Source organism: Acidobacteriota bacterium, assembly GCA_040752915.1.
GTDB lineage: Bacteria > Acidobacteriota > UBA4820 > UBA4820 > DSQY01 > JBFLVU01.
Genome location: JBFMHB010000020.1, coordinates 1 through 23,665 on the forward strand (window position 1 = coordinate 1; position 23,665 = coordinate 23,665).

Here is a 23,665-nt window from a genome sequence, read left to right on the forward strand (position 1 = left end):
CCGATCCACCCCGCCTGAACGTCCGAGAAGCCCACCACGTCGGTGAGGTAGAGCGCCAGCGCGATGAATGTCCCGTAGTAGGCCGCCCGTTCGAAGAGTTCCACGACGTTGCCGGTCCAGAAGGCCGTGGGAAATCTCCACGTGAGCGAGGCCTTTGCGTCGGTCATGAGCCCTCCCGGGTCCGCGTCCGGTGCGGAGAGCCACTCTACCCGGCCTGGGAGGTTCCGCACAAGGCTCCCGGCTGGCGTGGCCGTCGGCCCGAGCCGGAGATCCGGGCCGGACGCGGGGAAGGCCGTGACGCATTGGGGGAATGGCCCCCCGCTCCGGCGCGGAAGCAGGGCCGGGTCGTTGACAGATTCCTCGTTGGATGGTAGCAACGTCGGTCAAGGGAGGTGTGGATTGAAGGGGGCCCTCGCGGCGATGGGGATCCGCCGCTGGAGTGTGGTTTTTCTGGGCCTGTGCGCCCTTCAGACCGCGGCCCTGGACCCCTCCAAGGCCGTGACCCAATACCTTCACTCGACCTGGACTTCCACCGACGGGCTCCCCCAGAACTCGGGCCTGAGCGTGCTGGAGACCCGGGACGGGTATCTCTGGGTGGGCACCCAGGAGGGCCTTGCCCGCTTCGACGGCCTGGAGTTCAAGGTCTTCGATCGCTCCAACGTGCCCGTCATGACGAACCTCACCGTCCAGGCCCTGGCCGAGGATCCCTCGGGAGCCCTCTGGGTGGGGACCGAGGGGGGAGGCGTCCTGTGCTACGAAAAGGGACGCTGGTCGGCCCACCGCGTCTCCTCGGGCCTGCCCAGCGACATCGTCCACGACCTCTGCGTGGACCGGACGGGCGTCCTCTGGGCGGGAACCTACGGCGGGGTGGGCCGTCTGAAGGAAGGGCGGTGGACCGCGTACCGACTCGGCCCCGCTCCCCACGGGTACCGCGTCCGGTGCTTGCTGGAGGACGACGGAGGCACCCTCTGGGCCGGCACCGAGGGGGGCGGGATCTACCGCTTCGTGGGGGAGGGGTTCCAGCCCTACACGCCCTCCGAGTCCCTTCCCGACCGGCGCATCCGGTGCCTGGGGCAGTCGCCCGAAGGCGACCTCTGGGTGGGGATGGAAAACGGGGGCCTGGCGGCGTGGCGCGGGGGGCGGTGGGAGCTCTTTACAGAAAAGAACGGACTCCCGGGCGATCGCGTCTTCTGCCTCCTGTGGGACCGCGACGGGTGCCTCTGGGTGGGGACCGAAGGGGGAGGGCTGGGGCGCTACGCCCGAGGTTCCTGGAGCCGGTTCACGACGCGCGATGGCCTGGGCACGAACCTCATCAACGCGCTCCACGAGGATTCCCAAGGGTCCATCTGGATCGGCGTCTTCGGAGGCGGGTTGGAGCGTCTGCGGGAGGGAAAGTGGACTCCCTACTCCGTCTCCGAGGGGCTCTCCTCGAACACCGTGTGGTGCGCCTACGCGGATCCCGAGAACGGGCTTTGGGCCGGGACGGAGGAGGGGCTCTGCCGCTTCGACGGGGTGAGGTGGACCTCCTGGAGCACCGCCGACGGCCTGCCCCACAACCGGGTCCGGTCCATCCTCAAGGACCGCCGTGGAGCTGTGTGGGTCGGGACGGGGGGAGGGGGGCTGGCCCGGTTCGAGGGAGGGCGCTGGTTCCACGTGACGCCTCCCGGCCTTCCCGCCAACGAGAGGGTCTACGCGCTGTTGGAGGACCGCGACGGGGTCCTCTGGGTGGGGACCTACGGGAGCGGTGTCCACTACTTCGACGGGAAGTCGTGGGGGAGATTCTCGACCTCCGACGGCCTGGGGGGAGACCGGGTGCGCTGTCTCCTCCAGGACCGGTCCGGAGCCATGTGGTTCGGAACCTACGGCGGAGGCGTCAGCCGCCTTTTCGAAGGGCGCTGGACGACCTGGACGACCCGCGACGGACTGCCGAGCGACCTCGCCCTCACGCTCTTCGAAGATTCCCTGGGCTGTGTGTGGCTGGGCACCAGCGGAGGCGGCCTGGCCCTGTGGAAGAACGGAAAATGGCACGGCTTCACGGCGGCCTCGGGGCTGTGCGACGAAAAGGCTTTCCAGTTTCTCGAGGACCGCTTCGGGCGTCTCTGGATCAGCTCCAACAAGGGCGTTTCGGAGGTGGAGCTGAAGGAAATGCACGACTACGCGGACGGAAAGGCGCCCTACGTTCGCTGCCGCCTCCACACCAAGAGCGACGGGCTCCTCAGTCAGGAATGCAACGGGGGCTCCCAGCCCGCGGGTTGCCGCACTCTCGACGGCCGGATCTGGTTTCCCACCCCGGGGGGCCTCGTCGTGCTGGACCCCGAACGAATCCCCCGCAGCGACACGCCGCCCCGCGTGGTCCTCTCGGAGGTCCTCGTCAACAAGGAGCCGGTGGACCTCCAGGGGCCCCCGCGCCGCCCCCTGGGACGGGGAGAGGTGGAGATCCGGTACGCGGGGTTGAGCCTCGAGGCCCCCGAGAAGGTCTCCTTCCGCTACCGGCTCGAGCCCTACGAGAGCGAGTGGGTCGACGCGGGACGCCGCCGGCAGGCCTTTTACACCAACCTGGCTCCGGGCGAGTACCGCTTCCGGCTCATGGCCTCGAGCGAGGAGGGGGTCTGGAGCGAGCCCGTGGAGGCGGTCTTTGCGCTGGACCCGCCGTTCTGGAAGACCGGTCTCTTCAAGGTCCTGACGGCGGGGGGCGTTCTGGCCCTGGGAGCGGGCCTGTTCTTCTTCCTTCTCCTGGGTGCCCGGCGCAGGGCGGCCACCCTGGAGCGGGTGGTGGCCGAGCGGACGAGCGAACTCGCCGACGCGAACCGGAGGCTGGAAGAGCTCTCGGTCCGGGACTTCCTCACGGGCGCCTACAACCGGCGGAGACTGGAGGAGTTTCTCGATCAGGAATGGAAGCGGGGCATCCGCACGGGCCGCCCCCTCTCGGTTCTGCTCGTGGACGTGGACCGCTTCAAGTCCTACAACGACGAGCAAGGGCACGCGGCGGGAGACGCCGTACTGACGTCCATCGTGGGCGTCCTGGAGGGCCTCTGCCGGCGGCCGACGGACCTCGTGGCCCGGTATGGGGGGGACGAGTTCGTGGTGGTCCTGGCGGAGATGGACGTTCAGGCGGCCCGGGAGCTGGCCGAAACCTTGCGGGCGAACGTCGAGAAGACGTGCCGGTCTTCCGCCTCGCCGAACCTGCCCGGAGACGTGACGGTGAGCGTGGGGGGTGCGGGGCGGGTGCCCGCTCCGGACGTATCCTACGAGACCCTTCTGCGGGAGGCCGACGCCGCCCTCCACCTGGCCAAACAAACGGGCCGCAATACGGTTCGGTGGCACGTGCTCTGACGCGCCGCTCCAGGCGGCTCGGGCAACCCCCGTCGCCGGCGAAACCTATCGCTCCCCAAGCCTCCGTCCTGCGGTTTAAGGGAGGATCGGCCTGCCCCCTCGGGTTTCTCCGACGAGCCCCGTTGCGGAGGGGGGATGGCCGTCTCCATCCGTCCCGAGGGCTTCGCCCGGCCGGGAGGTAGGCCGGGAGAGCCCGAAAAGAACGCGGAGCAAAGAGAAGGGAGCCCCGAGGGGCTCCCTTCTTTGCGTCGTTCCACGGGTCCGGCTCAGGTCTTGTCGGCCTTGGCAGACTTGGCGTGGCAGGTCTTCATGCAATCTTCGCGCAGGCCGATCACCTTCTCGAGGTTCTGGGCGTGGGCTTCGAGAAAGGCCTTCTCGGTGGCGGGATCCAAGCCCTTCTTGAGGGTGTCAAGGTCCTGGGAGAGGGCCTTGAAACCGGCAGCCATGGGATCCATGTGGGGGCAGGAGGAGGCCATGGAGGCCCGGTGGGCGCCGCAGGTGGACTCGCACTCACCCTTGGCTTTGAGGAGCTTGTCCAGGTTCTCGGAGTGGGTCTTGAGGAAGGCGGCCTTCTCGGCCTCGGGAACGCCGGTCTTGAGGGCGGCCACGTCCTTCTGCATGAGGGTGAAGCCGTCGGAGACGGCGGTCATGTGGGCCGAGCAGCCGCCCTTGGACATCTCGGCCTTCTTGGAGTGGTCGCAACCCGGTCCTCCCGCGAAGGCGAGGGTGGCGAAGGCGGCGGCGGCCAGGGAAACAAGCAGGACTTTGCGCATCGGAACCTCCTCGAAATGGGGCGCGCCGCTATGGCGCGCGGACTCATGTAACGACCAGGTCCTCCCCCTCCATTCCCGACATGGGTGTGCGCGGCGTCACGTGCGGGCCGAGACGGAAGGGCGGGACGCACTCCACACTATACGGCGTGGACATCTTGGGAGCAAGCCGGGAACACCGATCCCCCCGGCCATGCCAAAGACGCTCCGTCTTTTCCGTCGGGCGCGACCCCCGCCGAGGGCCAAAAGGGTGAAGGCCGGCTCCGGGTGATACCGACCCGCTTGCGGTGAATCTGCCGGGTAGGTACCCTTTGGGGAGAAGGGTCGGGTGAAGATGGCGGCGAGATGGAGCGAATCCGCGCGTCGGGAGGCCCGCTGGACGGTCCTGGCCGTCCTCGTCGCCCTTTCGATGCCATCGGCCCGGGCGGCGGGTCCCCCGTACGATCCCTCGGAGTACGTGGCCGGGCGCGAGGCGCTGGTCCGGGGGGACGTGGAGGGGGCGGTTTCGGCTTTCTGCTCCATGCTTCGCCCCGAGGCGGGGAAGCCCCTCTATACGGTGAGCGTGGTGCTCCTCTGCCGCCGGGAGAACCTGCGGGGCGAGTTCTCCAAACTGACCACCGTCGCCCCCGTCTTCGTCCAAGAGGTGCCCTACAAGGGGCAGATGTGTTACCGGGTCTGCGCCGGGCTGTCCTCGTCCAAAGGTGACCTTGGGGCGGTCCTGGAAAGGCTCTCTCCCGAGGCTCTGGCTCTGCATCCCTTCGTGACCTCCGTGGCCTGGCCCTGCGGACCTCCCTCTCGGGGGAACGGAGACAGGGCGGCGGCGGAGGCGCGGGAGGGGGCGCCGGTGGCGGCCCAGGCGGCGGAGATGGGCTCCGGCGCGCAGACCCCGTCCTCTGTCCCCTCTCCCGATCGCTCCACCCCACCGCCGACGCCTTCTCCCGCGGCGGGCGAATCGCCGGCGGCCTCCTCCGAGGCCTGGTTTCGAAAGGGGCTCGCGGCCTACGCCCAGGGCCGCCGGGAGGAGGCCGAGGCCTGCTACCGGAAGTCCCTTCAGGCCGCGCCCGGACGACCCGAAGTGCTCAACAACCTGGGCGTCCTGTGCCTGGAGGACCGCCGCCTCGAAGAAGCCCGGGGGCTCTTCCAGGAGGCCCTCGGCCGGGCGCCCGCCTACGGCCGGGCGCGCCTGAACCTGGCCGGCGCACTATGGGGGCTCGGGCGCGAGGCGGAGGCCCTCGAGGAGGCTCTGAGAGCGGCCGAACTCGACCCGAAGGACCTGGCGGCCCACCTGACCCTGGCCTCCTTCTATCTGGCCCGGGGCGAAAAGGTCGAGGCCCTTGCGGAGGCGGAGAAGGTCCTGGCTCTGGATCCTTCCAACGAGAGGGCCCAGGTCTTTGCCGCCGCCGCCCGGATGGAAGAAGACCACCAGTGACGTGCGCCCTGGAGGTTTCGGGCCTTCGCTTCGCCTACCCCGCCCTTCCAGGCCCGCTGGCGTGGCTGTCGCGGGGCCCGACCCGGACCCTGCAGGTCCTGGATGGGGTCTCCTTCCGCGTGGATCTCGGCGAGAAGGTCTGCCTCATGGGCGCCAACGGGGCGGGAAAATCCACCCTGCTCAAGGTGGTTCTGGGCTTCCTGAAGCCGTGCGGGGGGGAGATCCGGTTGTTCGGCCGGCCCGCCGACCGGGAGGGGCGCCGGAGGGTCGGATACGTCCATCCCGACGAGAGGTCCTTTTACTGGAGGCTGACGGTCCTGCAGAACCTGGAGTTTTTCGGAGGCCTGTGGGGGCTGGACCGGCGGGAGGCGCGGGCCCGCGCCGCCCTGTGGGCCGAGGAACTGGAGCTGGAGCCGTGGCTCGGGAGGCCCTTCGCGGACCTCTCCACGGGCCTGAGGCAGCGGACGGCCATCGCCCGGGCCCTCCTGCACGGCCCCGACGTCCTGGTGATGGACGAGCCCACGAGGAGCCTCGATCCTCCCTCGGCGGCCCGCTTCCGCCGGTGGCTGTCCGAGGGACCCTTGCGGGACAAGGCGGTCCTGCTCTCCACCCACGGACTGGACGAGGCGAAGGCCCTGGGGGGGGCCTGCCTGGTCCTTGCGGGAAGGCGGCTGGTCTGGCAGGGCGGCCCCCCCGACGAAGAGGCCCTCCGGGGCCTCATGGAGGCGCCGCTGTGAAACTCCTCCGGGTGGCTGCGGCGGTGTTGATCCGGGACCTGCGACTGGCCCTCTCCTACCGGCTCAACTTCCTCCTCACCGCGGCCGCGGGCGTCTTCAGCACGGTGCTGTGGTATTACCTCTCGGCCTTCGTCTCCCCGAAGGCGGGGTCCGTTCCCGGAGGGTACTTCGGCTACGTCGTCACCGGGACGGCCCTCCTGGGATACGTCCACGCCGCCCTCCACGGCTTCTCGCGGAGGTTGAGGGAGGAACAGACCACGGGGACGCTGGAAATCCTCGTCTCCTCGCCGGCCCCCCCCTGGGCCCTCCTCGTGCTTTCCTCCCTCTGGGAGATGGGCGCGAGAACGCTCGAGGCCGCGTTTCTGCTGGCCGTTGCGGGCCTTCTGGGGCTCCAGGTGCAGGTCGCGCACCCCTGGGCCCTCGTGCCGCTCGGGATCCTCACGGTGACGAGCTTCGCGGGCCTGGGGATCCTCGCCGCCTCCTTCCTCCTGATCTTCCAGCGCGGGGAGCCCGTCACGCCCTTCGTGGGCGGGCTGATGGCCTTGCTGGGCGGCGTCTTTTTCCCCCCCGAACTCCTGCCCCCCTCTCTCGCCCTCCTCTCCCGCCTCGTCCCCCTCACCTGGGCCGTGGAGGGTCTGCGGGGCGTTCTCCTGGAGGGCAAGGGGACGGGGGATCTCGGCGTCGTCTTCGCCGCCCTGGGCCTGTTCACGGCCCTGCTCCTTCCCGCATCCTTCGTCTACTTCACCTTCGCCCTGAAGGTCGCCCGCCGCCACGGTCTGCTGACGAAGTATTGAGGGCGGTGGAAGAAGGAAAGGAACGCCCCCCGCGCCTTCAAGGATCCCCCGATGCGAAGGACTTGCCGGCGCACCGTGGCCCCGGAGCCGAGACCGCATGGGCCGTCGTCTGGACTTGGCCGTGCCCGTGCCGTGCGCACGCAACGAGCCGCCGGGCCCGTTCCGGTCCGGCGGCCCTCTCGTCGAGGTGGGGGATAGCGGCGGGTGCGGCCTCCCTCACGGGAGCCTGGGTCCGCCTATTCGGCCAGGGGAGCCTTGATGAGGTGCAGGTCGTCGATCCACACGGTCCCGACGCCGTTCACCACCAGGTTCAGCTTCACCGAATCCGGCTTCTGCCCCTTCTGGAGCCGCAGGGAGGTCTCGGAGGTCGTCCAGTCGGCCGTGCCGCGCAGGGCGTTCTGGTAGTTCTGGGCCGTCACCTCGCCGCCGCCGGGGAAGTGGACCACCATCTGGAGGTAGGCGTCGCCGCCGAAATCCTGAGCCTTGAGCTTGGCCCGGTAGATCAGGTTGGCGTATTCCACGCCGGGGAAGCCCACCTCGTAAAGAGAGACGGTGATGGGCACTTCGGTGGCCACCTTGAGGGAGCCGTTCCCGTCCGCCGAAACGGCCTTGTCGAGGGAGACCTGGCCCGGCATGAGCACGCCGTCGAGGGTGTCCGCGGCATAGGCCTGAATGTCCTTGGGCGGCTCGGGTCCCTTCTTGCAGCCAACGGCCGCGAGGGCCACGGCGAGGGCCGCCGCGGCGGCCCGGATCCACGTGATCTTCATCGTTTCCTCCTCCAGGTACCGATGGTTCGCGAAACGTCCCCTCAGTCCAGGTCGATGTCCCTCGGGATGGGTCCCACGGGACCTTCCTTGGCCTTTTTAAACAGGTCCTGGAACTTCTGCTCCAGCACCTCCTTCTTCGCCTTTTCGGAGCGGATGGACTCCTGGAATTTCTCCTCGGCCTGGCGCTTCTCCTCGTCGAGGCGCTTGAGGCGGTCCTCGAAGGAGGCCTTCTCGGCGGAGGAGGGCGGGGCCTCGTGGGACAGGACCACGCGCGCCTCCGCGTCGAGGGTGATGAGGGCCCCGCAGCAGGGGCACGTGACGGTGAAGCGCGCGCCTTCGGACATTCCCAACGCTCCAGGAGACGAAGGATAGCACATCCGGGCGGGCGGCGGGAGGGTGCCGAGCAGGCCCGCACCGGGGTGCGCGCGGGGCGGTCCGCTCGCCGGGGCGGGTACCTATCCGCGCTCCATCCAGCTCCTGTGCTACCTTGGAACGATGGACGGCCAGGGCGGTCCCTCCCTCCTCGTGCGGGATACGGCGGCGGTGTCGGGGCTCACTCTGCTCAGCCGGGTGCTCGGATACCTTCGGGACCGCGTGGCGGCGCACCTGTTGGGCACCTCCTTCGCCGCGGACGCCTTCTACCTGGCCTTCCGCATCCCGAACACCGTGCGCCGGCTCGTGGCGGAAGGGGCCCTCGCGACCGCCGTCGTGCCCGAACTGGTCCGCGCTTCGGCGAGCGGCGGGATGGAGGACCGATCCACTCTCCTTGGCAGGCGGATCCTGTGGACCTTCGGGACCCTGGCGGGGGCCGTCGGGTTGGCCGGCGTTCTTCTGGCGCCGTGGGTCGTCCGCGTCCTGGCGTGGGATTTCCGCACCACGGCACCCGAGGCGTACCGTCTGGCCGGAGGGCTGACCGCGGCGCTCTTCCCGTACGTCGCCCTGGCGGGGGTCGCGGCCCTTCTCTCGTCCCTCCTCCTCGCGAGGGGCGAATTCGCGGTTCCCACGCTCTCCCTTTCCGTCCTCAACGCCACGGTCATCGCGGGCGCGCTCGCGCTGGCGCCGGTGTTGCCGTCTCCCGCGTGGGCGCTGGCCGGGGCCGTCCTCCTGGGAGGATTCTTCCAGGCGGCCGTCCAGGTTCCGCCTCTCCGGAGGAGGGGGATTCCGCTCGGGCCGGCCTGGGGCTGGTCGGATCCCGCCGTTCGCCGCCTGCTGGCCCGGGCGGCGCCCGCGGTTTTCGGGGCCGGGGCCTCGCAGGTGATCTTTCTTCTGGCCACGGTCCTCGCCCACACGGCGGGGGAAGGCTACGTATCGGCCCTGTACTTCGCCAACCGTCTGGAGGAGATCGCGCTCGGGCTGGTGACCGTGCCCCTTTCCCTGGTGGCCTTGCCGAGCCTCGCGCGGGCGGCCGGGGAGGGCGACCGGGCGCTTTTCCTGGGGACGCTCCGCCGCGTTCTTTCCATGGGCCTCTTCCTCCTCGTCCCCGCCGCCTCGGGCCTGGCCGTCCTGGCGGGGCCCATCGTTCGCGTGCTTTTCCAGACCGGAGAATTCACGGACCTCTCGGCGGACCTCACGGCGGGCCCCGTGGTCTGGCTCGCCGCGGGGCTGGTGCCCTGGGGGGCGGGGGCGCTTCTGGTCCGGGCATCGCACGGGCTGGGCGACGTGCGGAGTCCCGTGGCCGCGGCACTCACGGCTCTTGGGCTCTTCGCCGTGTCGGGTCCCCCCGCCTGCCGGCTCTGGGCCGCCGAAGGGATCGCCGGTGCGTTCTCGGTCTCGGGGTTCGTCTACGCGGGGATCCTGGCGTTTTCCTTGCGAAGGCGCCTCGGGCATCCATTCCTGCCGGGACCCGTCTGGTGGGCGCGCCTTCTCGCCGCCGCCTTCTCCGCGATGCTGGCCGCCACGGGGGCGGCGTGGGTCTGGCCTCCCCGGCCCGGTTGGGCCGGCGCACCCGCCCTCTTCACGGCCGTGGCGTTGGCCGTTATCCTGTTCTCGGCCCTCGCCTGGGTCCTCAAGATGGAGGAGATTCGGGAGTTGCGGGGCGCCATCGGGAAAGGGACACCGCGTTGATCCTGGTCCTCCAGAGAGTCCGTCGGGCCTGCGTCCGGGTGGATGGGGAGACGGTCGGGTCCATCGGGGCCGGACTGGTGGCTCTCGTCGCCGTGGAGTCCTCGGACGGGGAGGCCCAGGCGGCCTGGTGCGCCCGCAAGGTCTCGCAGGTCCGAGTCTTTTCGGACGGCGAGGGAAAGATGAACCGCTCCGTGCTGGACGTGGGAGGCGCCGTGCTCGCCGTGAGCCAGTTCACCCTGGTGGGAGACCTCAGGAAGGGAACGCGGCCCTCCTTCAGCCGCGCCGCGGAGCCGCAGACGGCGAAGCGCCTCTTCGAGTGTTTTGTGAACGGCCTGAGGCAGGAGGGGGTCAAGGTGCAGACGGGCCGGTTCCAGGCCATGATGGAGGTGGACCTCGTCAACGACGGCCCCGTGACCCTCGTCCTGAGGAAATCCGCTCCGGGCCTGGAAGGGGGAGGGGACCATGGCGATTCCTGAGGCCAACGCCCGGGTGACGGGCCGCGCCGAGGTGGCCCCCGGGCTCCTCACCCTGAGGGTGGCCCCCGAAGGCTGGGAACTCCCCGAATTTACTCCAGGCCAGTTTGCCGTGCTCGGTCTCCCTCCCGGATCTCCCCGGTGCGATTTCGCGGAGCCGGAGGATCCCGCCCCGGCCCCCGACCGGCTCCTGAGAAGGGCCTATTCCATCGCCTCCTCCTCTCGCGCGCGGGAGTACCTGGAGTTCTATGTGGCGCTGGTGAGGTCCGGGGCCTTCACCCCGAGGCTCTTCGCCCTGGCGGTGGGGGACCGGCTCTGGCTCTCCCCCCGGATCACCGGGATGTTCACGATCCGGGAGGTGCCCGAAGGGTCCGACCTCGTGCTCGTGGCCACGGGCACGGGCCTCGCCCCGTACATGAGCATGCTCCGCTCCGGCCTCGCGGCGCGGTCCGGGCGCCGCTTTGCGGTGATCCACGGGGCGCGCCATTCGTGGGACCTGGGGTACCGGTCGGAACTCATGGCGCTGGAGCGCGCCTGGCCGCGGTTTTCCTATTTTCCCGTGGTGAGCCGTCCCGAGGAGGAAGACCCGCCGTGGACGGCCCACCGCGGATACGTGCAGGACCTGTGGACTTCGGACGCCGTGGGGCGGGCGTGGGGTCGGACGCCTTCGCCCGAAGACACCCACGTGTTCCTGTGCGGCAACCCCTTCATGGTGGATGGGATGGCGGGGCTCCTGAAGGACGCCGGGTACAGGGAACACACGAGCCGGAGCCCCGGGGAGATCCACGTGGAGAGGTACTGGTGAAGGGGAAACCGGGTCGCCCGGGCCTGCCGGAGGAGGCGGAGCGCTTTCTCGAATACGCCACCGTGGAGCGGGGCCTCTCGCCGAAGACCACGGAAGCCTACCGGGGAGACCTGGGCCGCTTTTTCGCCCGGTGTCGGAAGGCGCCGCAGGAGGTCGGACGGGAGGACATCCGGCGCTTTCTCGGCATGGAGCGGGAGGCGGGTCTCGCCTCCGCTACGGCCGCCCGCAGGCTCGTGGCGCTGCGCACGTTCTACCGCTTCCTCATCCTCGAGAAACTCGTCGAGTCGGACCCCACCGAGAACATCGAGAGCCCGCGCCCCGTGAAGCGCCTCCCCTCCTACCTGACGCCCGAGGAGGTGGATCGCCTCCTCTCCGCCCCCGACGGCGCTTCGCCGAGGGGGCTGAGGAACCGGGCCATGCTGGAGGTGCTCTACGCCACGGGCCTGAGGATTTCGGAGCTCGTGGGCCTCACCACGGAGCGCGTGAATTCCGAGGCGGGCTTCGTGCTCGTCCTCGGAAAGGGCGGAAAAGAGCGGGTCGTTCCCCTGGGCGAGGTGGCCCTGGATTGGCTGGAGCGCTACAGGCGGGAGGCCCGGCCGCTCCTTCTCGGCGAAAGGACGTCGAGGGCCCTCTTTGTCACGTCCAGGGGAGGGGCCATGACGCGCCAGAACGCCTGGATGTTCATCAAGGCCTGCGCGCGGGGCGCGGGCATCACCAAGCCCATGAGCCCCCACACCCTCCGCCATTCCTTTGCGACCCACCTTCTGGAGCACGGCGCCGATCTGCGGTCCGTCCAACTGCTCCTGGGCCACAGCGACATTTCCACCACGCAGATTTACACCCACGTGGAGCAGGAGCGGCTGAAGCGGATCTACCGGAAATACCACCCGAGGGCGTAACGGACGTGGGTACAGGGAGGCGGAATGACCCGGGGGCAGGAGGGCCGGCGCCGGGACGCGCCTTCCTCCGCTTCGCTCCGGAAGGCAGGCGACACAAGGAGGGCAACAAGACCTCGGGCAGGCATGGGATGGCTTGAAGAAAAACAACGGGCGGGGCCCGGCCCCGCCCGCCGCGCGTTCCCGCCCCGATCGGCCTAGCGCATCTGGGAAAGGCCCTGCAGGACGTTCAGGCCGCCGAAGAAGAAGATCCAGATGATCTGGATGCATCCCAGGATCGTAGCGATGATGCCCAGGATCATGCCCGCGACGGCGAAACCCTTGCCCTTGGGGGAGCTCTCCCCCCGATTGATCTTTCCGTTTTCCATCCAGCCGCAGATCAGCGCCGGGATTCCGGCGAACATCCCGCAGCAGCAGAAGCCCAGGATCCCGAGAACCAGCGCCGCGATGGCCATCCCGCTGGCCTTTTCCGGTGCGACCGGCTGTGCCTGATAGACGTCGCTCATACCTCATCCTCCCTGAATTGGCGGCGGGTTTCGAGGCCACCGTTCCCTTCTAAGCAGTCTATGACTCTTTTTCCACCCGTGCAAGGAATGCGTCCCGCCGCCGGTCCCCCTGGGGCAAGTGACGGATCCCTGACCGCCGTTCGCTCTCCGGATAGTCGGAGCCTTGCGCCTCTCGTCGAGGGCGGAGGGGCGAACGCCTGGCGCTCACCGGACCATCTTCCATCCCCAGACGGCGAGGATGAGGATGATGAGGGAGAGGACGACGGGCACAAAGGCCCGCGTGTCGAAGATGTGCTCCAGCGGCCGCCGCCGGCGCCAGGCGAGGGGGAGGTAGAGCCAGGCCCAGAGCCCCGCCGCGAAGACCGCCACTCCGGCCGGTTGCGCCCGCAGGGCCTCGATGGGCCTGCCGTGCATGAGGAGGGAGAAGGCGGTGGTCATGCCGCAGGAGGGGCAGGGTTTGTGAAAGACCGCGTAGAACGTGCAGGGCGGGAGGTGAAGCCCGGTGTGGGTGCCCACTCCCGAGGGGTCGGGGTGGAGCCAGGCCGCCAGGGCCAGCACGGCCGCGAAGCCCAACCAGGCGCCGAGATAAAGGAAGTGGTCCAGCCGCGAGAAACGCCGGGGAACCACCGTGAACCTCGGATTTCCAGCGGCTTCTCCTGGAGTGCCCACTCCCGTCACCGCACGTCCCGCCCGCGTGTTCCCGATTCGAATCCCGCTGTCCGAATTCCCGAATCCGAAATCCGCAATCCGAAAACCGAAATCCGAAATCCGAAATCCGAAATTTCCTCCTCCTTCCTCACCCCCGCCCCCGCATCTTCCGTATGGCGGCCAGGATGGTCTCGATGGAAACGGGGTCGGGCAGCAGGAAGAAGTGTCCCGCAAAGGAGCGGTCCCGGGTGGAGAATTCGGTCTGAATGACGAGGGCCTTGCTCGTCACCTCCGCGAGTTCGATGAGCAGGAGGTCCACCACCGCCTGGGCCATGTCGAGCGAGAACGCAGGGATGGAGGGGATGAGGGGGATGGACAGCAGGCTCCCGATGGCGTTCAGGTAGGAGGATGTGAGGATGTTCCCCACCTCCTTCAGGGCCGAGATCTCCATGTCTCCGAAGGGCTTGGTCGCCCTTTGTCCATTGAAGAGGGCCGAGAGGAGCCGGTCCGCGGCCTGGCGGGGCATCACCACGAGCATGTTGCCCCGGGAGCCTCCAAAAATGCGGAAGAAGAGGCCCACCACCTCCTCCTCTGGCCCGCCCAGCGCTTCCACCACGCGCGAGAAGGGTACGAGGCGGACGTGAGGCACTTCCAGCGTGATGATGCGGTGCGTCATCTGGTGGAGGGCGGTGACGGCATGCCCCGCGCCGATGTTGCTCACCTCGCGGAGGGCGTCCAGATCCTGCGGTTCGATTTCAGAGAGCATGGGCTTCCTCTTCGGATCGGCGGGCCACGACCCGGCCGTCGAGGACGTAGGCCACCTCGCCCGTGGCCAGCAGGGCCCCTCCCATCCACTCGGGGACCATGTCCAGCGGGGGGCCGAGGGGCTGGATCACCACCCGCTCTATCTGGAAAACCGATCCTACGAGCAGGACCCGGTCGGCGCCTTCCAGCGTGAGCCGAAGCCCGAATCCGTCCCGGCCCACCGGCCCAAGACGCCAGGGCAGGACGGGAAGGAGCGATTCCCCGTCCACCAGGAGCTGGCGGCTTCCGGACCAGGTCAGGGCGTGGGAGGACAGGGGATAGATCCGGGACACCTGGGAGGCCGGCAGGCAGAACCGGGCCCCCCCGGGATCCCACGCGAAAACCAGGACCCGCGTGAGCGCCACCGCCGACGGGATGACGAGGGTAAACACGCTCCCCCTTCCCGGGGCGCTCCGGATCTCCAGGTGCCCTCCCAGGGACTCCACGGCGGCCCTCACCACGTCCAGGCCCACGCCCCGCCCGCTCACTTCGGTGACCTCCTTCCGCGTCGAGAAGGCGGGAAGGGTGAGCAGGTCAAAAAGGCGGGCCTCGTCGAGGAGCGAGGATTCCTGGGCCGTCAGGATTCCGCGCTCGACGGCGGCCTGGCGGATTTCCTCCGCGTTGATGCCTCGTCCGTCGTCCGTCAGGGTGACGAAAAGCGCTTCGGCATCCCGGCGCACTTCGATGCGGAGAAGGCCGTCCGCCGGCTTGCCCGCCGCGGCGCGGCCGGCGGCGTCTTCGATTCCATGGTCCAGGGCGTTGCGGACCAGGTGGAGGAGCGGGTCCCTCAGCCGCTCCAGGAGCCCCCGGTCGAGCTTCTCCTCGGCTCCGGCCGCTTCGAGACGCGCGCGCTTGCCCAGGCGGCTTCCCAGTTCCCGCACGGTGCGCTGCAGGTGCTCCACGAGGGGCTCGAAGGGCACGAGGCGGATGGTCAGAACCTGGTCGTAAAGGCGGCCGAGGCGCGATCGGTGCGCGTCCAGCCACAGACCGTGGGCGCGGCGGCCCGCCTCTCCGAGGCCCGCTTCGAACTGGTTCAGGCCATGGAGGAGATCGGAGGTCTGGTTCAGGAGGGCGTCCAGGTCCTTCGCCGGAACCCGCAGGTCGCGGACGATGGTGGCCTCCGGCGCGCGATCTCCTCGTGGAGCCCGTTGGATGGAGACGGCGGCCACCTCGGGGAGCGACTCCACGGTTCGGGCCAGGTCGCGCACGCGGGGGTCCTCGGGCAGGTGGAACTGCACCTGCCGCCCGTTGGTCTGTTGGAGGGTCGCCAGGTCCGGATCCATGCGGGCCTCGGGGAAGACCTCCCGGACCTTCTGCGCCACGACCAGGACGCGCGCCGCCGGCAGGACGGAGGCGCCGTCGATGGACACCGCGAGACGGAGCGCGGCCGAGGGCTCTGGGGAGGGAGGCGGCGTCGGCGGCCTGGCGGGCGGGGCGGGACGGGAGCCCGGTGCCTCGGGCGCCCCGGTGACCCGGAGTCCCTCGCTGGCCGCCGCGGCCGCCGGGGCCGCGAATTCGTCGGAGGCCGTGTCCCGGACGGCGTCCAGGAGCGCCTCCAGGGCGTCGGAGGCACGCAGGGCCGCCTCCACCTGGGGGGGGAGGGGCGGGGATCCCTTTCGCCAGAGGTCGAAGAGGTTTTCGAGGGCGTGGGCGAGGTCACCGGTGGCCGTGAATCCCATGGAAGCCGCCATCCCCTTGAGGGAGTGGGCGTGGCGGAAAAGGTCGTGGACCGATTCGATCCCCGAGCCCTTGAGCAGGTCCTCCAGAAGGCCCCTCAGGCGCGAGAGGTGCTCCCGGCTCTCCGACAGGTAGAGTTCGCGGTACTTGTCGAGGTCCATCGCTCTGCGGCCGAAACGCCGTCACGCGGAGACGACGGCGTCCAGGACCTTGAGCACCTTCTCCGCCGAGAAGGGCTTGACGATGAAGTCCTTGGCGCCGGCCGCGATGGACTCGATGACCAGCGCCTCCTGTCCCAGGGCCGAGCACATGACCACCCGGGCCCGGGAGTCCGCCTTCAGGATCTCCCGCGTGGCCTCGATTCCGTCCATCAGCGGCATGACGATGTCCATGGTTACCAGGTCGGGCCGGAGTTTTCCGTAGAGTTCGACGCACTCCTGCCCGTTGGCAGCCTCCCCGACGACCTCGTATCGGTTGGAGTTCACCAGGATGTCCCGGATCATGGCCCGCATGAACATGGCGTCGTCGACGATCAGGACCCTATGAGGCATGGTCTCTCCCCGGCACGTGAGGATGGATGGCGGAAGCCATGGATCGGGCCAGTTCCCGGGCCACGGCAGGAGGGTTCACCACGTTCACCCATGCGTCCTCCCACGGATACAGCCCCGCCCAGATCCCCTCGGCGCTCTCCTCCCGGAGTCTGAGATCCGAATAGTCCAGGACGGACTGGATGGCGGGAAGTGGGAACCCGATATGATCGTGCGGGGGCGCGAGCCGGAGCAGGAGGCCGTTCTCCGGGGTTTCGGGCGGTTCCCCCATGAGGGGGAAAGTGTCGACCACCGTCACCAGCCGCCCGCTCAAGAAGGCGGTGCCGAGAAGGAGGGGATAGGGCTCGGGGAGGGGCGCGACGGGCGGCATCGGGCGAACGTCGGAGAGGTGGCCCGTGAGCCACCCCGCGTACCGACGGCCGATGCGCGCCACGATGAGTCTCTCCAAATCACCCTCCAGGATCGACCGCCCCGGTGCCGATTATAGCCGAAACCGCTCCACCAGGGATCGGAGGCGGTTGGATTCGTTCAGGAGCGCCTTCGCCTGCTGGTTGATCTCCTCCATGCTGGCGGTGGTCTCCTCGGTGGCCGCCGAGACTTCCTGCGTGCCCGCGGCGTTGTCCGTCGCCACGGCCTGGATCTCCTCCATGGCCGTGTTCAAGGATGCGGCCCCCCGGGCCTGTTCCGCCGCCTCGAGGGTGATGCCCCGGACGGCCTCGCGGGTCTCCGCGGCCTCGGCCGTGATGCGCGCCAGGGACTCGGCGACGGCCCCGGTCCGCCGCTGGGCCAGGAGGGACGTTTCCTGCATCTGCTCCATCCTCCGCACGACGTCCTGGGTCCTGCCCGTGATGTCCTGGGACAGGCGGGCGATCTGGGCGGCCAGGTCCCGCGTGCTTTCCGCCAGGCGCCTCACCTCCTCGGCCACTACCGCGAAACCGCGGCCGGCTTCGCCGGCCCGAGCCGCCTCGATGGCGGCGTTGAGGGCCAGGATGTGGGTCTGGTGGCTCAGGGTGGAGATCCCTTCCACGAGACTCTGGATTTCCATGGAGTGCTGCTGGAAGGTCCGGACCTGGCCCCCCGAGTTCTCCACGTGGACGAGCAGGTCGCCCATGGCGTGGTTGGCCTCTTCCGCCGCGGACGCTCCTTCCGCGGCCCGGCCCGCGGAGGTGACGGCTCTCTCCTCGGCGGCGCGGCTCTTCTCCGCGATGGCCTGGGCCGAGGAGGCCACACGCTGGGTGGCCTCCGCCGCGCGCTCCACCGAGGCCACCTGGGTCTCGGCGCCCTTGGCGATGTTCTGGATGTTCCCCGCCACCTCCGCCGTGGAGGCCGTGACCTCGGTCGTGGAGACGGTGAGATTCTGAACGGCGTCGTACATGAGCGCCGTGCTGTCCTGGACCTGCCGCACGATCTCCCGGAGGTTCGTCACGACGGTCTTGAGGGACCGGGCCAGGAGCCCGACCTCGTCGGAACCCTCGAAGGCGACCTGCTGGGAGAGGTCGCCCTCGGCCAGGCGCTGGCTCACCTCGGCCAGGTCCGTCAGGCGGCGCGTCAAGAACCGCGTCACGACCAGCGCGGAGAAGGCCGCCACGAGAATGCCCGCGAAGATCTTGAGCCACATGCCCTGCCACTGGCCGACGGCCGTCATGGTGTCGAGGAAGATGCCGAAGACCAGCGGAACGAACACGATGATGATGAAGGCCAGACCGATTTTCAGCTTCATTCGGCTCTCCCCGCCCTTTCGTAAATACGGGCCTCCCGGTCCAGAACGGCGAACATACCCGAACAGGCGCGCGCGGGCGCCTCCACCCTACCCAGCACGAGCAGGCCCCCCGGGACGAGGGCCCCGTGGACCTCCCGCAGGAGGCGGGCCTGGGCCTCTTCCGTCAGGTAAATGAACAGGTTCCGCATGACCACCGCGTGAAACCCCCTGCCCGGAAGGCCCTGGGTCAAGTCGGCGCAGACGGCCACGACCCTGCGCCGAAGGGCCGGCGCCACCGAGACCGCGTCTTCCTCCGCCCTAAAATAGCGCGAGAACCTCTCTCTGTTCAACGTTCGGAGGGTCCTGAGAGGATACTCCCCCCGGCTCAGGGTCCGCAGGGAGGCGCGCGAGCGGTCGGCGGCGAGGATCCTGCCTCGAATGCCCCGCTCCTCCATGAGGGCCGCCAGGCTGTACGTCTCTTCGCCCGTGGAACTGGGCGCGCTCAGGAGACGGAGGGTCTCCCATCCGGGGCGCCCAGCCCGGACGGCAAGGAGCGACTGGAGGCGGTCGAAGACCTCGGGATTGCGAAAGAACTCCGTGGTCGGCACCAGGAGCTTGCCGAGGAAGGCTCGGGCTTCGGCGGGGTGGGCGTCGGCGTGGGCGAGGTATGCCTGCAAGGAGGAGATCCCCGTGGCCCGGAGCCTGGGAGCGAGCCGGCGCTCCAGGAAGGAGGCGCGGTACTCCCCGGCCGCCAGGCCCCAGGAGCGTGTGATCCATGCCCTCAAACGGCGCAGGTCCTCGTCCGGGAGGGGGCTCATGGGGACGCATCCCGCGGAAAGGCCGCGAAGCGGGCTCCCCGCAGCCAGGAGGGGTCGTGGGGATCCGTTCCCGTCGGGAGGGCCGCCGCGGGGAGGGGCCCCGAGCCGCCATGACCTTCCGGGGGGCGGCAGGCCCACAGGGCCTCGCTCCAGGTGAGGGCCTCGCCTTCCCGGTGGGTGAGCGCCGCAAGGAGCGTGCGCGCCGGGTCGGGCTCCTCGATGGGAAAGTCCGTTCCGAGGTGGAGGGGGATCCCGGCCCGAAGGAACCGGGCCAGGGCGTAGGCGTCGTCCGAGCGAGAGCCGAGGCGGGCCGGCGCCCAATCCGCGTCCGAGAGCCGGTGGCAGGGCTGAAGAGACGCGCGCAGGCCCAGCCGCGCCATCCGCTGGACGGACCGGGCCGGGGCCACCTGGGCGTGTTCGACCCGCAGAAGGGGGCCCATCCGGGCCGCCTCCGCGGCCGCGAGGACCTGGTCCAGCGCCCGGTCGCCGATGGCGTGGACGGCCGCCTCCATGCCGTCGGCGGCGGTCCTTCGGAGGGCCTCCCCGAGGTCCCCCGTCTCCCAGAGGAGATGGCCCCTCTCCCCCGGAGCATCCGAGTAGTCTTCGAAGAGGGCCGCCCCGCGGCTGCCGAGGGCGCCGTCGGTGAAGAACTTCCGGCCCGCGAGCCGGAACGCCTTGCCCGGTGGCAGGTCCGCGGAGGGAAGGCGGCCGTCCCGGGCCCAGAGGTATCCCACCACCGCGATGGGGAGGCGGCCCGACCGGTCCAGGTCCGAGAGAATCTGTGCGTGTTCGGGCTCCAGCCCCATGTCGGTGGCGCCGCAAAGGCCCAGGGACCGCAGGTGGTTGCAGGCGGAGAGAAAACGCCGTTCGAGAACCTCCCGTCCCGTCTCCCGGGCGGCTTCCTCCACCGGTTCCATGGCCCGGTCCAGGAGGATCCCCGTGAGGCGGCCTTCCCGGCGAAGGAACCTTCCACCTGCAGGATCCTCCGCGTCCTCGGAGATCCCGGCCCTCCGCAGGGCCTCCGTGCTCGCCCACCCGGCGTGGCCGTCGACCCGGTTCGCGAGGACCGGAACGCCGGGCAGGCGACGGTCCAGGAGGTCCCGGTCCGGGAACTCGCCGCCCCAGAGATTCTGGTCCCAGCCGAAGCCCCGGACCCACGAGCCGGGGGCGATTTCCGCCGCGGCCGACGCCAGCCGCTCCACGGCCTCCAAGGCGGAGGCGCTGCCGCGCAGGTCGGTCTGCTCCAGGAGGGATCCCAGCCATAAAAGATGCCCGTGGTGGTCCCACAGCGGGGGGAAGACCGCGGTGTCGCCGTGCAAACCCGCCACCTCCAGTGCGCCGCGAAGGGCCGGGTCGACGGTGCGCGATTGCCAGCGTCCCGCGGCTGGATCGAAAGTCCACGCAGTATTCATAGGCCCATTATATGGGTTTGAGCCCACGCCTGTCCAAAACGAACGGCGGGGGTTCCCGTTTCACAGAGGCGAACCCAAAGCGTCGCCCTTCGGGCCCGTCAGCCCTCGAAAACGAGCCTGTATCCCACGCCGGGTTCGGTGCGCAGGTATCGGGGATTGGCGGGGGTGGCTTCGATCTTGCGGCGAAGCTGGGCCATGTAGACCCGGAGGTAATGGGCCTGGAAGTCGTATTCCGGCCCCCATCCGGCATTCAGGAGCTGACGGTGGGTAAGGACTTTTCCCGCATGCTTCGCCAGGGTGACGAGGAGCCGGAACTCGATGGGCGTGAGATGGACTTCCCGGCCCGCCACGGTGACGACCCTCGCTCCAAGGTCGATGCGCAGATCTCCCGTCGTGAAGACCGGCTCCTGTGGTCCGCTCGCGCGTAAAGCGTGCCGGAGGGCCACCCGAAGGCGCGCCAGGAGTTCGGGGGCCCCGAAGGGTTTGGTCAGATAATCGTCGGCCCCCGCGTCCAGCGCCTCCACCTTGGCCCGTTCCGATTCGCGTGCGGTGAGGACCAGGATGGGAACGGCCGTCCACTCCCGAAGGTCCCGGATGACCTCCATGCCGTCCCGGTCGGGAAGTCCGAGATCGAGGACCACGACGTCCGGACGTTCCGCCGCGGCCTTTTTCAGCCCGTCCTCCGCGCAGGCGGCCTCCACCACTCGAAACCCGCTGCTTGACAGGGTGACGCGGAGGAACCGCCTTATCCCGGGCTCATCTTCGATCAGAAGGACGAGAGGGAGGGCCGGGCTCATGGGGGGGCTCCCGGATGCCCGAGAAGGAGTTCCGGCGGCCCCGCCACGGGAAGGGTGACGACGAAAGCCGCACCGCCTCCGGGCCGGTTGATGCCCCGGATCGTTCCCCCGTGCGCCTCGGCCACAGCCCGGCAGATGGCGAGGCCGAGCCCCGCGCCCTCCGCGTGCCCGGAGGCCCGGAAGAACTTCTCGAAAACGTGAGACTCCTCGCCCGTGGGAAGCCCCGGTCCCCGGTCCGCCACGGTGACGGTCACCCATCCTTCCGAGGCTGTCGCCCGGATTTCCACCGGACCGCTCGGGGCGTGCCGAACCACGTTTTCAAGGAGGTTGATGAAAAGGTGCTCCACGAGCCGGGCGTCGATGGAAACCATGGGCAGAGATTCAGGGAGATCCAGCTTGATCTCCCTTCCCTCCAGACGGGTCCTGACCCGGTCCAGCGCGGCCCCGACCACTTCCTCCACGGGCTGAGGTTCCCGGTTCAGCGACATGGATCCAGCTTGGAGGCGTGTCATGTCCAGCAGATTGGCGACGAAGCGGCTGAGGCGGAGGGACTCGTCATAGACCGACTGGGCCAGCTCCCGGACCTCTTCTGGATCCAGGTTCCCGTCGGCGATGGAACTGGAGGCTCCGACGATGGAGGCCAGCGGGGTCCGGAAGTCGTGGGAGAGCGAGCTGAGCAGGTCGCTGCGAAGGCGCTCCGACTCTGCGTCCATTTGGGACTTCCGGGCCCGTTCCGCCAGAAGGGCCCTCTCGAGCGAGAGGGCCGCCTGATTCGCGGCGGCTTCGAGACGGTGACGGATTTCTGTGGGTTCCTCGCCCCGGTCCTGGGGCAATCTGGCTGCCAAGACACCCAACACCTCGCCGGAGGCCTTCAGCGGGAGGTAAAGCGCCTCGCTTCCCGGAAGGGTGTCGGTGTCCTGTCCGGCGGGGAGCCCTCGCTGGAGGACCCATTTCGCTACCGCCAGCTCGCTGGCCCGATAGGCGAAGGACGCCTCGTCGGAAGAGACGGTCTCGAGCGGAGGGTCGGATCCCGGCAGGAAGACGGCGGAGGGAAGGCCATAGCGGTCCGAGAGGTGCCGGACGGCGACTTCGGCCACGGCCCTGGCGTCTCTCGCCCGGGCCAGGTCTATCGTGAGTTCGGCCATGGCCTCCGATCGCTGTTGGGCCTCCCGTGCCCTCCTCGCCTCACGGCGGACCCTGGCGGCCAGGTTGCTGGTAAGAAGGGCCACCACGAGCATGACTGCGAAGGTGATGAGGTACTGCGAATCGCTCACACGGAACGTCAGGTGGGGAGGGACGAAGACAAAGTCGAAAAGGGCCACGCTCAGTACGGAGGCCAGGACGGAAGGACCCACCCCAAGCCTCGTGGCCACGAGGATTACGCCGAGCAGGAAGACCATGGCGAGGTTCGTGGGTTCCACAAACGGGGAGAGGAGGCCCGAGGCGACGGCGGAGAGGGCAACCACGGCGGATGCCTTGAGGTAGGGTCTCCAGGTCTGCCGCTCGGGACGCCGGAAACGACGTAGCCTTTCCAGCCGCTCGTGGGCCGTTCCTCCCATGATGTAGACGTCCATGCCCTCGCTCCCCCGGATGAGGTCGTCCACGAGCCTGTCGCGGGAGAACCTCCACCAGCCGGCGCGCGGAGGTTTTCCCAGAAGGATCTTGGTGACGTTTCTGGACCGGGCGAAGGACAGGATCTCCTCGACCGTATTCTCAGCCGGAAGGGTAACGGCCTTTCCGCCGAGCTGCTCTACCAGCCTGAGGGTTCGCTGGAGCTGCTCCCGGTCCGCCGGGAGCATCCGGTCGTGGGAAGGGGTTTCCACGTAAAGGCCGATCCAATCCGCCCGGAGGCGCGCCGCCAGGGACCGGGCCGATCTCACCAGATGCTGACCGTAGGGGCTCGCCCCCAGGCAGACCAGGATCCGCTCTTTGGCCGGCCAGGGCTCGCTGACGGCGTGGTCCTTGCGGTAGCGCTCCATCTGCACGTCCACCCGGTCCGCCGTCTTTCGGAGGGCCATCTCCCTCAGGGCGATGAGGTTGCCCGGCCGGAAGAAATTCTCCAGGGCCCGTTCCGCCAAATGGGGAAAGTAGACCTTCCCCTCCTTCAGGCGGAGGATCAGATCGTCCGCCGTAAGGTCCACGAGTTCGACTTCGTCGGCCTCCTCGAACGCGGTATCGGGAACGCGCTCCGAGATGGAGACTCCCGTGACCTGGGCCACGACCCCGTGAAGACTCTCGAGGTGCTGAACATTCAGCGTCGTGTAGACGCCGATACCGGCGGAAAGCAGTTCCCGGGCGTCCTGCCACCTCTTCGCGTGGCGAGATCCGGGGGCGTTGGTGTGGGCCAGCTCGTCCAACAGGATCAGCGCCGGCCTTCGGTCCAGGGCGGCTTCCAGGTCGAACTCCTCCAGTTCACGGCCCTTGTAGCTGAGGACCCTTGGGGGGAGCCGCTCGAGTCCCTCGAGAAGGGCCTCCGTTTCTCTGCGCCCGTGGGTTTCTACCCACCCCGCGACCACATCTACGCCTTCGGACCGCCGGGCCCGGGCCGCTTCCAGCATGGCGTAGGTCTTACCCACTCCCGGGGCGTACCCGAAGAAGATCTTCAGGCGCCCGCAGCGGGAGCGGACCTCGTCGGACTGGATCCGTTCCAGGAGTTCGTCCGGGTCGGGCCGGTCGTTCATGCTCCCT

The 23,665-nt window shown here is 69.3% G+C and carries 23 protein-coding genes; 8 read left to right on the forward strand and 15 right to left on the reverse strand.

Annotation, left to right across the window (positions count from 1 at the left end):
* On the reverse strand, window positions 1-167 hold a 167-nt coding region (locus tag AB1824_05495; GenBank protein ID MEW5764412.1), incomplete at its 3' end, for an MFS transporter.
* 232 nt (window positions 168-399) lie between these two features.
* Here AB1824_05495 and AB1824_05500 point away from each other — a divergent pair.
* Window positions 400-3,333 (forward strand): two-component regulator propeller domain-containing protein, encoded by a 2,934-nt coding sequence (locus AB1824_05500; protein ID MEW5764413.1) that lies wholly within the window; start codon window positions 400-402, stop codon window positions 3,331-3,333.
* Between the two features lie 266 nt (window positions 3,334-3,599).
* Here AB1824_05500 and AB1824_05505 read toward each other — a convergent pair whose 3' ends face one another.
* Window positions 3,600-4,106 carry a hypothetical protein gene (locus AB1824_05505; protein MEW5764414.1) on the reverse strand — a complete coding sequence of 169 codons (507 nt, stop codon included), beginning with the start codon at window positions 4,104-4,106 and terminating at the stop codon, window positions 3,600-3,602.
* A 331-nt stretch (window positions 4,107-4,437) separates the two neighbouring features.
* Between AB1824_05505 and AB1824_05510 the strand changes: the two genes are divergently transcribed.
* From AB1824_05510 to AB1824_05520, 3 genes are read left to right on the forward strand one after another with little or no spacing between them, the layout of a single operon-like run.
* Entirely contained in the window at window positions 4,438-5,532 is a 1,095-nt protein-coding gene (locus AB1824_05510) for a tetratricopeptide repeat protein (GenBank protein ID MEW5764415.1), read from the forward strand.
* Window positions 5,529-6,269 (forward strand): ABC transporter ATP-binding protein, encoded by a 741-nt coding sequence (locus AB1824_05515; GenBank protein ID MEW5764416.1) that lies wholly within the window; start codon window positions 5,529-5,531, stop codon window positions 6,267-6,269. The genes AB1824_05510 and AB1824_05515 overlap by 4 nt, the downstream gene beginning before the upstream one ends.
* Window positions 6,266-7,063: an ABC transporter permease gene (locus AB1824_05520; protein ID MEW5764417.1), complete on the forward strand. Its 798-nt coding sequence runs from the start codon at window positions 6,266-6,268 to the stop codon at window positions 7,061-7,063. The genes AB1824_05515 and AB1824_05520 overlap by 4 nt, the downstream gene beginning before the upstream one ends.
* Before the next feature lie 236 nt (window positions 7,064-7,299).
* Here the strand turns inward: AB1824_05520 and AB1824_05525 are convergent, their stop codons facing one another.
* Both AB1824_05525 and AB1824_05530 read right to left on the reverse strand, forming a co-directional pair.
* Entirely contained in the window at window positions 7,300-7,830 is a 531-nt protein-coding gene (locus AB1824_05525; GenBank protein MEW5764418.1) for a hypothetical protein, read from the reverse strand.
* A 41-nt stretch (window positions 7,831-7,871) separates the two neighbouring features.
* Window positions 7,872-8,174, reverse strand: a complete 303-nt coding sequence (locus AB1824_05530; protein MEW5764419.1) for a hypothetical protein — start codon at window positions 8,172-8,174, stop codon at window positions 7,872-7,874.
* Window positions 8,175-8,226: 52 nt separating this feature from the next.
* Here AB1824_05530 and murJ point away from each other — a divergent pair, with 52 nt between their 5' ends.
* From murJ to xerD, 4 genes are read left to right on the forward strand one after another with little or no spacing between them, the layout of a single operon-like run.
* The gene (gene murJ / locus AB1824_05535; GenBank protein MEW5764420.1) at window positions 8,227-9,894 is read left to right on the forward strand and encodes a murein biosynthesis integral membrane protein MurJ; all 1,668 of its coding nucleotides are present in this window, start codon (window positions 8,227-8,229) and stop codon (window positions 9,892-9,894) included.
* Complete coding sequence (dtd, locus tag AB1824_05540) at window positions 9,891-10,370, forward strand: D-aminoacyl-tRNA deacylase (protein ID MEW5764421.1); 480 nt, start codon at window positions 9,891-9,893, stop codon at window positions 10,368-10,370. Before murJ ends, dtd begins: the two co-directional genes overlap by 4 nt.
* Window positions 10,357-11,172: a ferredoxin--NADP reductase gene (locus tag AB1824_05545; protein MEW5764422.1), complete on the forward strand. Its 816-nt coding sequence runs from the start codon at window positions 10,357-10,359 to the stop codon at window positions 11,170-11,172. Before dtd ends, AB1824_05545 begins: the two co-directional genes overlap by 14 nt.
* Window positions 11,169-12,071, forward strand: a complete 903-nt coding sequence (xerD, locus tag AB1824_05550; GenBank protein ID MEW5764423.1) for a site-specific tyrosine recombinase XerD — start codon at window positions 11,169-11,171, stop codon at window positions 12,069-12,071. The genes AB1824_05545 and xerD overlap by 4 nt, the downstream gene beginning before the upstream one ends.
* 194 nt (window positions 12,072-12,265) lie before the next feature.
* On the opposite strand, the gene AB1824_05555 is transcribed toward xerD, so the two are convergent.
* The 11 genes from AB1824_05555 to AB1824_05605 all read right to left on the reverse strand — a co-directional run bounded on the left by AB1824_05555 (window position 12,266) and on the right by AB1824_05605 (window position 23,658).
* Window positions 12,266-12,574, reverse strand: a complete 309-nt coding sequence (locus AB1824_05555; protein ID MEW5764424.1) for a DUF4190 domain-containing protein — start codon at window positions 12,572-12,574, stop codon at window positions 12,266-12,268.
* A 204-nt stretch (window positions 12,575-12,778) separates the two neighbouring features.
* The gene (locus tag AB1824_05560) at window positions 12,779-13,201 is read right to left on the reverse strand and encodes a DUF2752 domain-containing protein (protein ID MEW5764425.1); all 423 of its coding nucleotides are present in this window, start codon (window positions 13,199-13,201) and stop codon (window positions 12,779-12,781) included.
* Between the two features lie 169 nt (window positions 13,202-13,370).
* Complete coding sequence (locus tag AB1824_05565) at window positions 13,371-13,988, reverse strand: chemotaxis protein CheC (protein ID MEW5764426.1); 618 nt, start codon at window positions 13,986-13,988, stop codon at window positions 13,371-13,373.
* Window positions 13,978-15,864, reverse strand: a complete 1,887-nt coding sequence (locus AB1824_05570) for an ATP-binding protein (GenBank protein MEW5764427.1) — start codon at window positions 15,862-15,864, stop codon at window positions 13,978-13,980. The genes AB1824_05565 and AB1824_05570 overlap by 11 nt, the downstream gene beginning before the upstream one ends.
* Window positions 15,865-15,885: 21 nt before the next feature.
* The gene (locus tag AB1824_05575) at window positions 15,886-16,254 is read right to left on the reverse strand and encodes a response regulator (protein MEW5764428.1); all 369 of its coding nucleotides are present in this window, start codon (window positions 16,252-16,254) and stop codon (window positions 15,886-15,888) included.
* A complete protein-coding gene (locus AB1824_05580; GenBank protein MEW5764429.1) occupies window positions 16,244-16,699 on the reverse strand; it encodes a chemotaxis protein CheW in 456 nt (151 codons plus the stop codon). The genes AB1824_05575 and AB1824_05580 overlap by 11 nt, the downstream gene beginning before the upstream one ends.
* A gap of 33 nt (window positions 16,700-16,732) precedes the next feature.
* Entirely contained in the window at window positions 16,733-17,971 is a 1,239-nt protein-coding gene (locus AB1824_05585) for a methyl-accepting chemotaxis protein (protein MEW5764430.1), read from the reverse strand.
* A complete protein-coding gene (locus tag AB1824_05590; protein MEW5764431.1) occupies window positions 17,968-18,768 on the reverse strand; it encodes a CheR family methyltransferase in 801 nt (266 codons plus the stop codon). The genes AB1824_05585 and AB1824_05590 overlap by 4 nt, the downstream gene beginning before the upstream one ends.
* Window positions 18,765-20,087, reverse strand: coding sequence for an amidohydrolase family protein (locus AB1824_05595; GenBank protein MEW5764432.1), 1,323 nt, complete (start codon window positions 20,085-20,087; stop codon window positions 18,765-18,767). The genes AB1824_05590 and AB1824_05595 overlap by 4 nt, the downstream gene beginning before the upstream one ends.
* 191 nt (window positions 20,088-20,278) lie before the next feature.
* On the reverse strand, window positions 20,279-20,977 hold the full coding sequence (locus AB1824_05600) for a response regulator (GenBank protein MEW5764433.1): 699 nt from the start codon (window positions 20,975-20,977) through the stop codon (window positions 20,279-20,281).
* Window positions 20,974-23,658 carry a sensor histidine kinase KdpD gene (locus tag AB1824_05605; protein ID MEW5764434.1) on the reverse strand — a complete coding sequence of 895 codons (2,685 nt, stop codon included), beginning with the start codon at window positions 23,656-23,658 and terminating at the stop codon, window positions 20,974-20,976. The genes AB1824_05600 and AB1824_05605 overlap by 4 nt, the downstream gene beginning before the upstream one ends.
* Window positions 23,659-23,665: the final 7 nt, after the last annotated feature.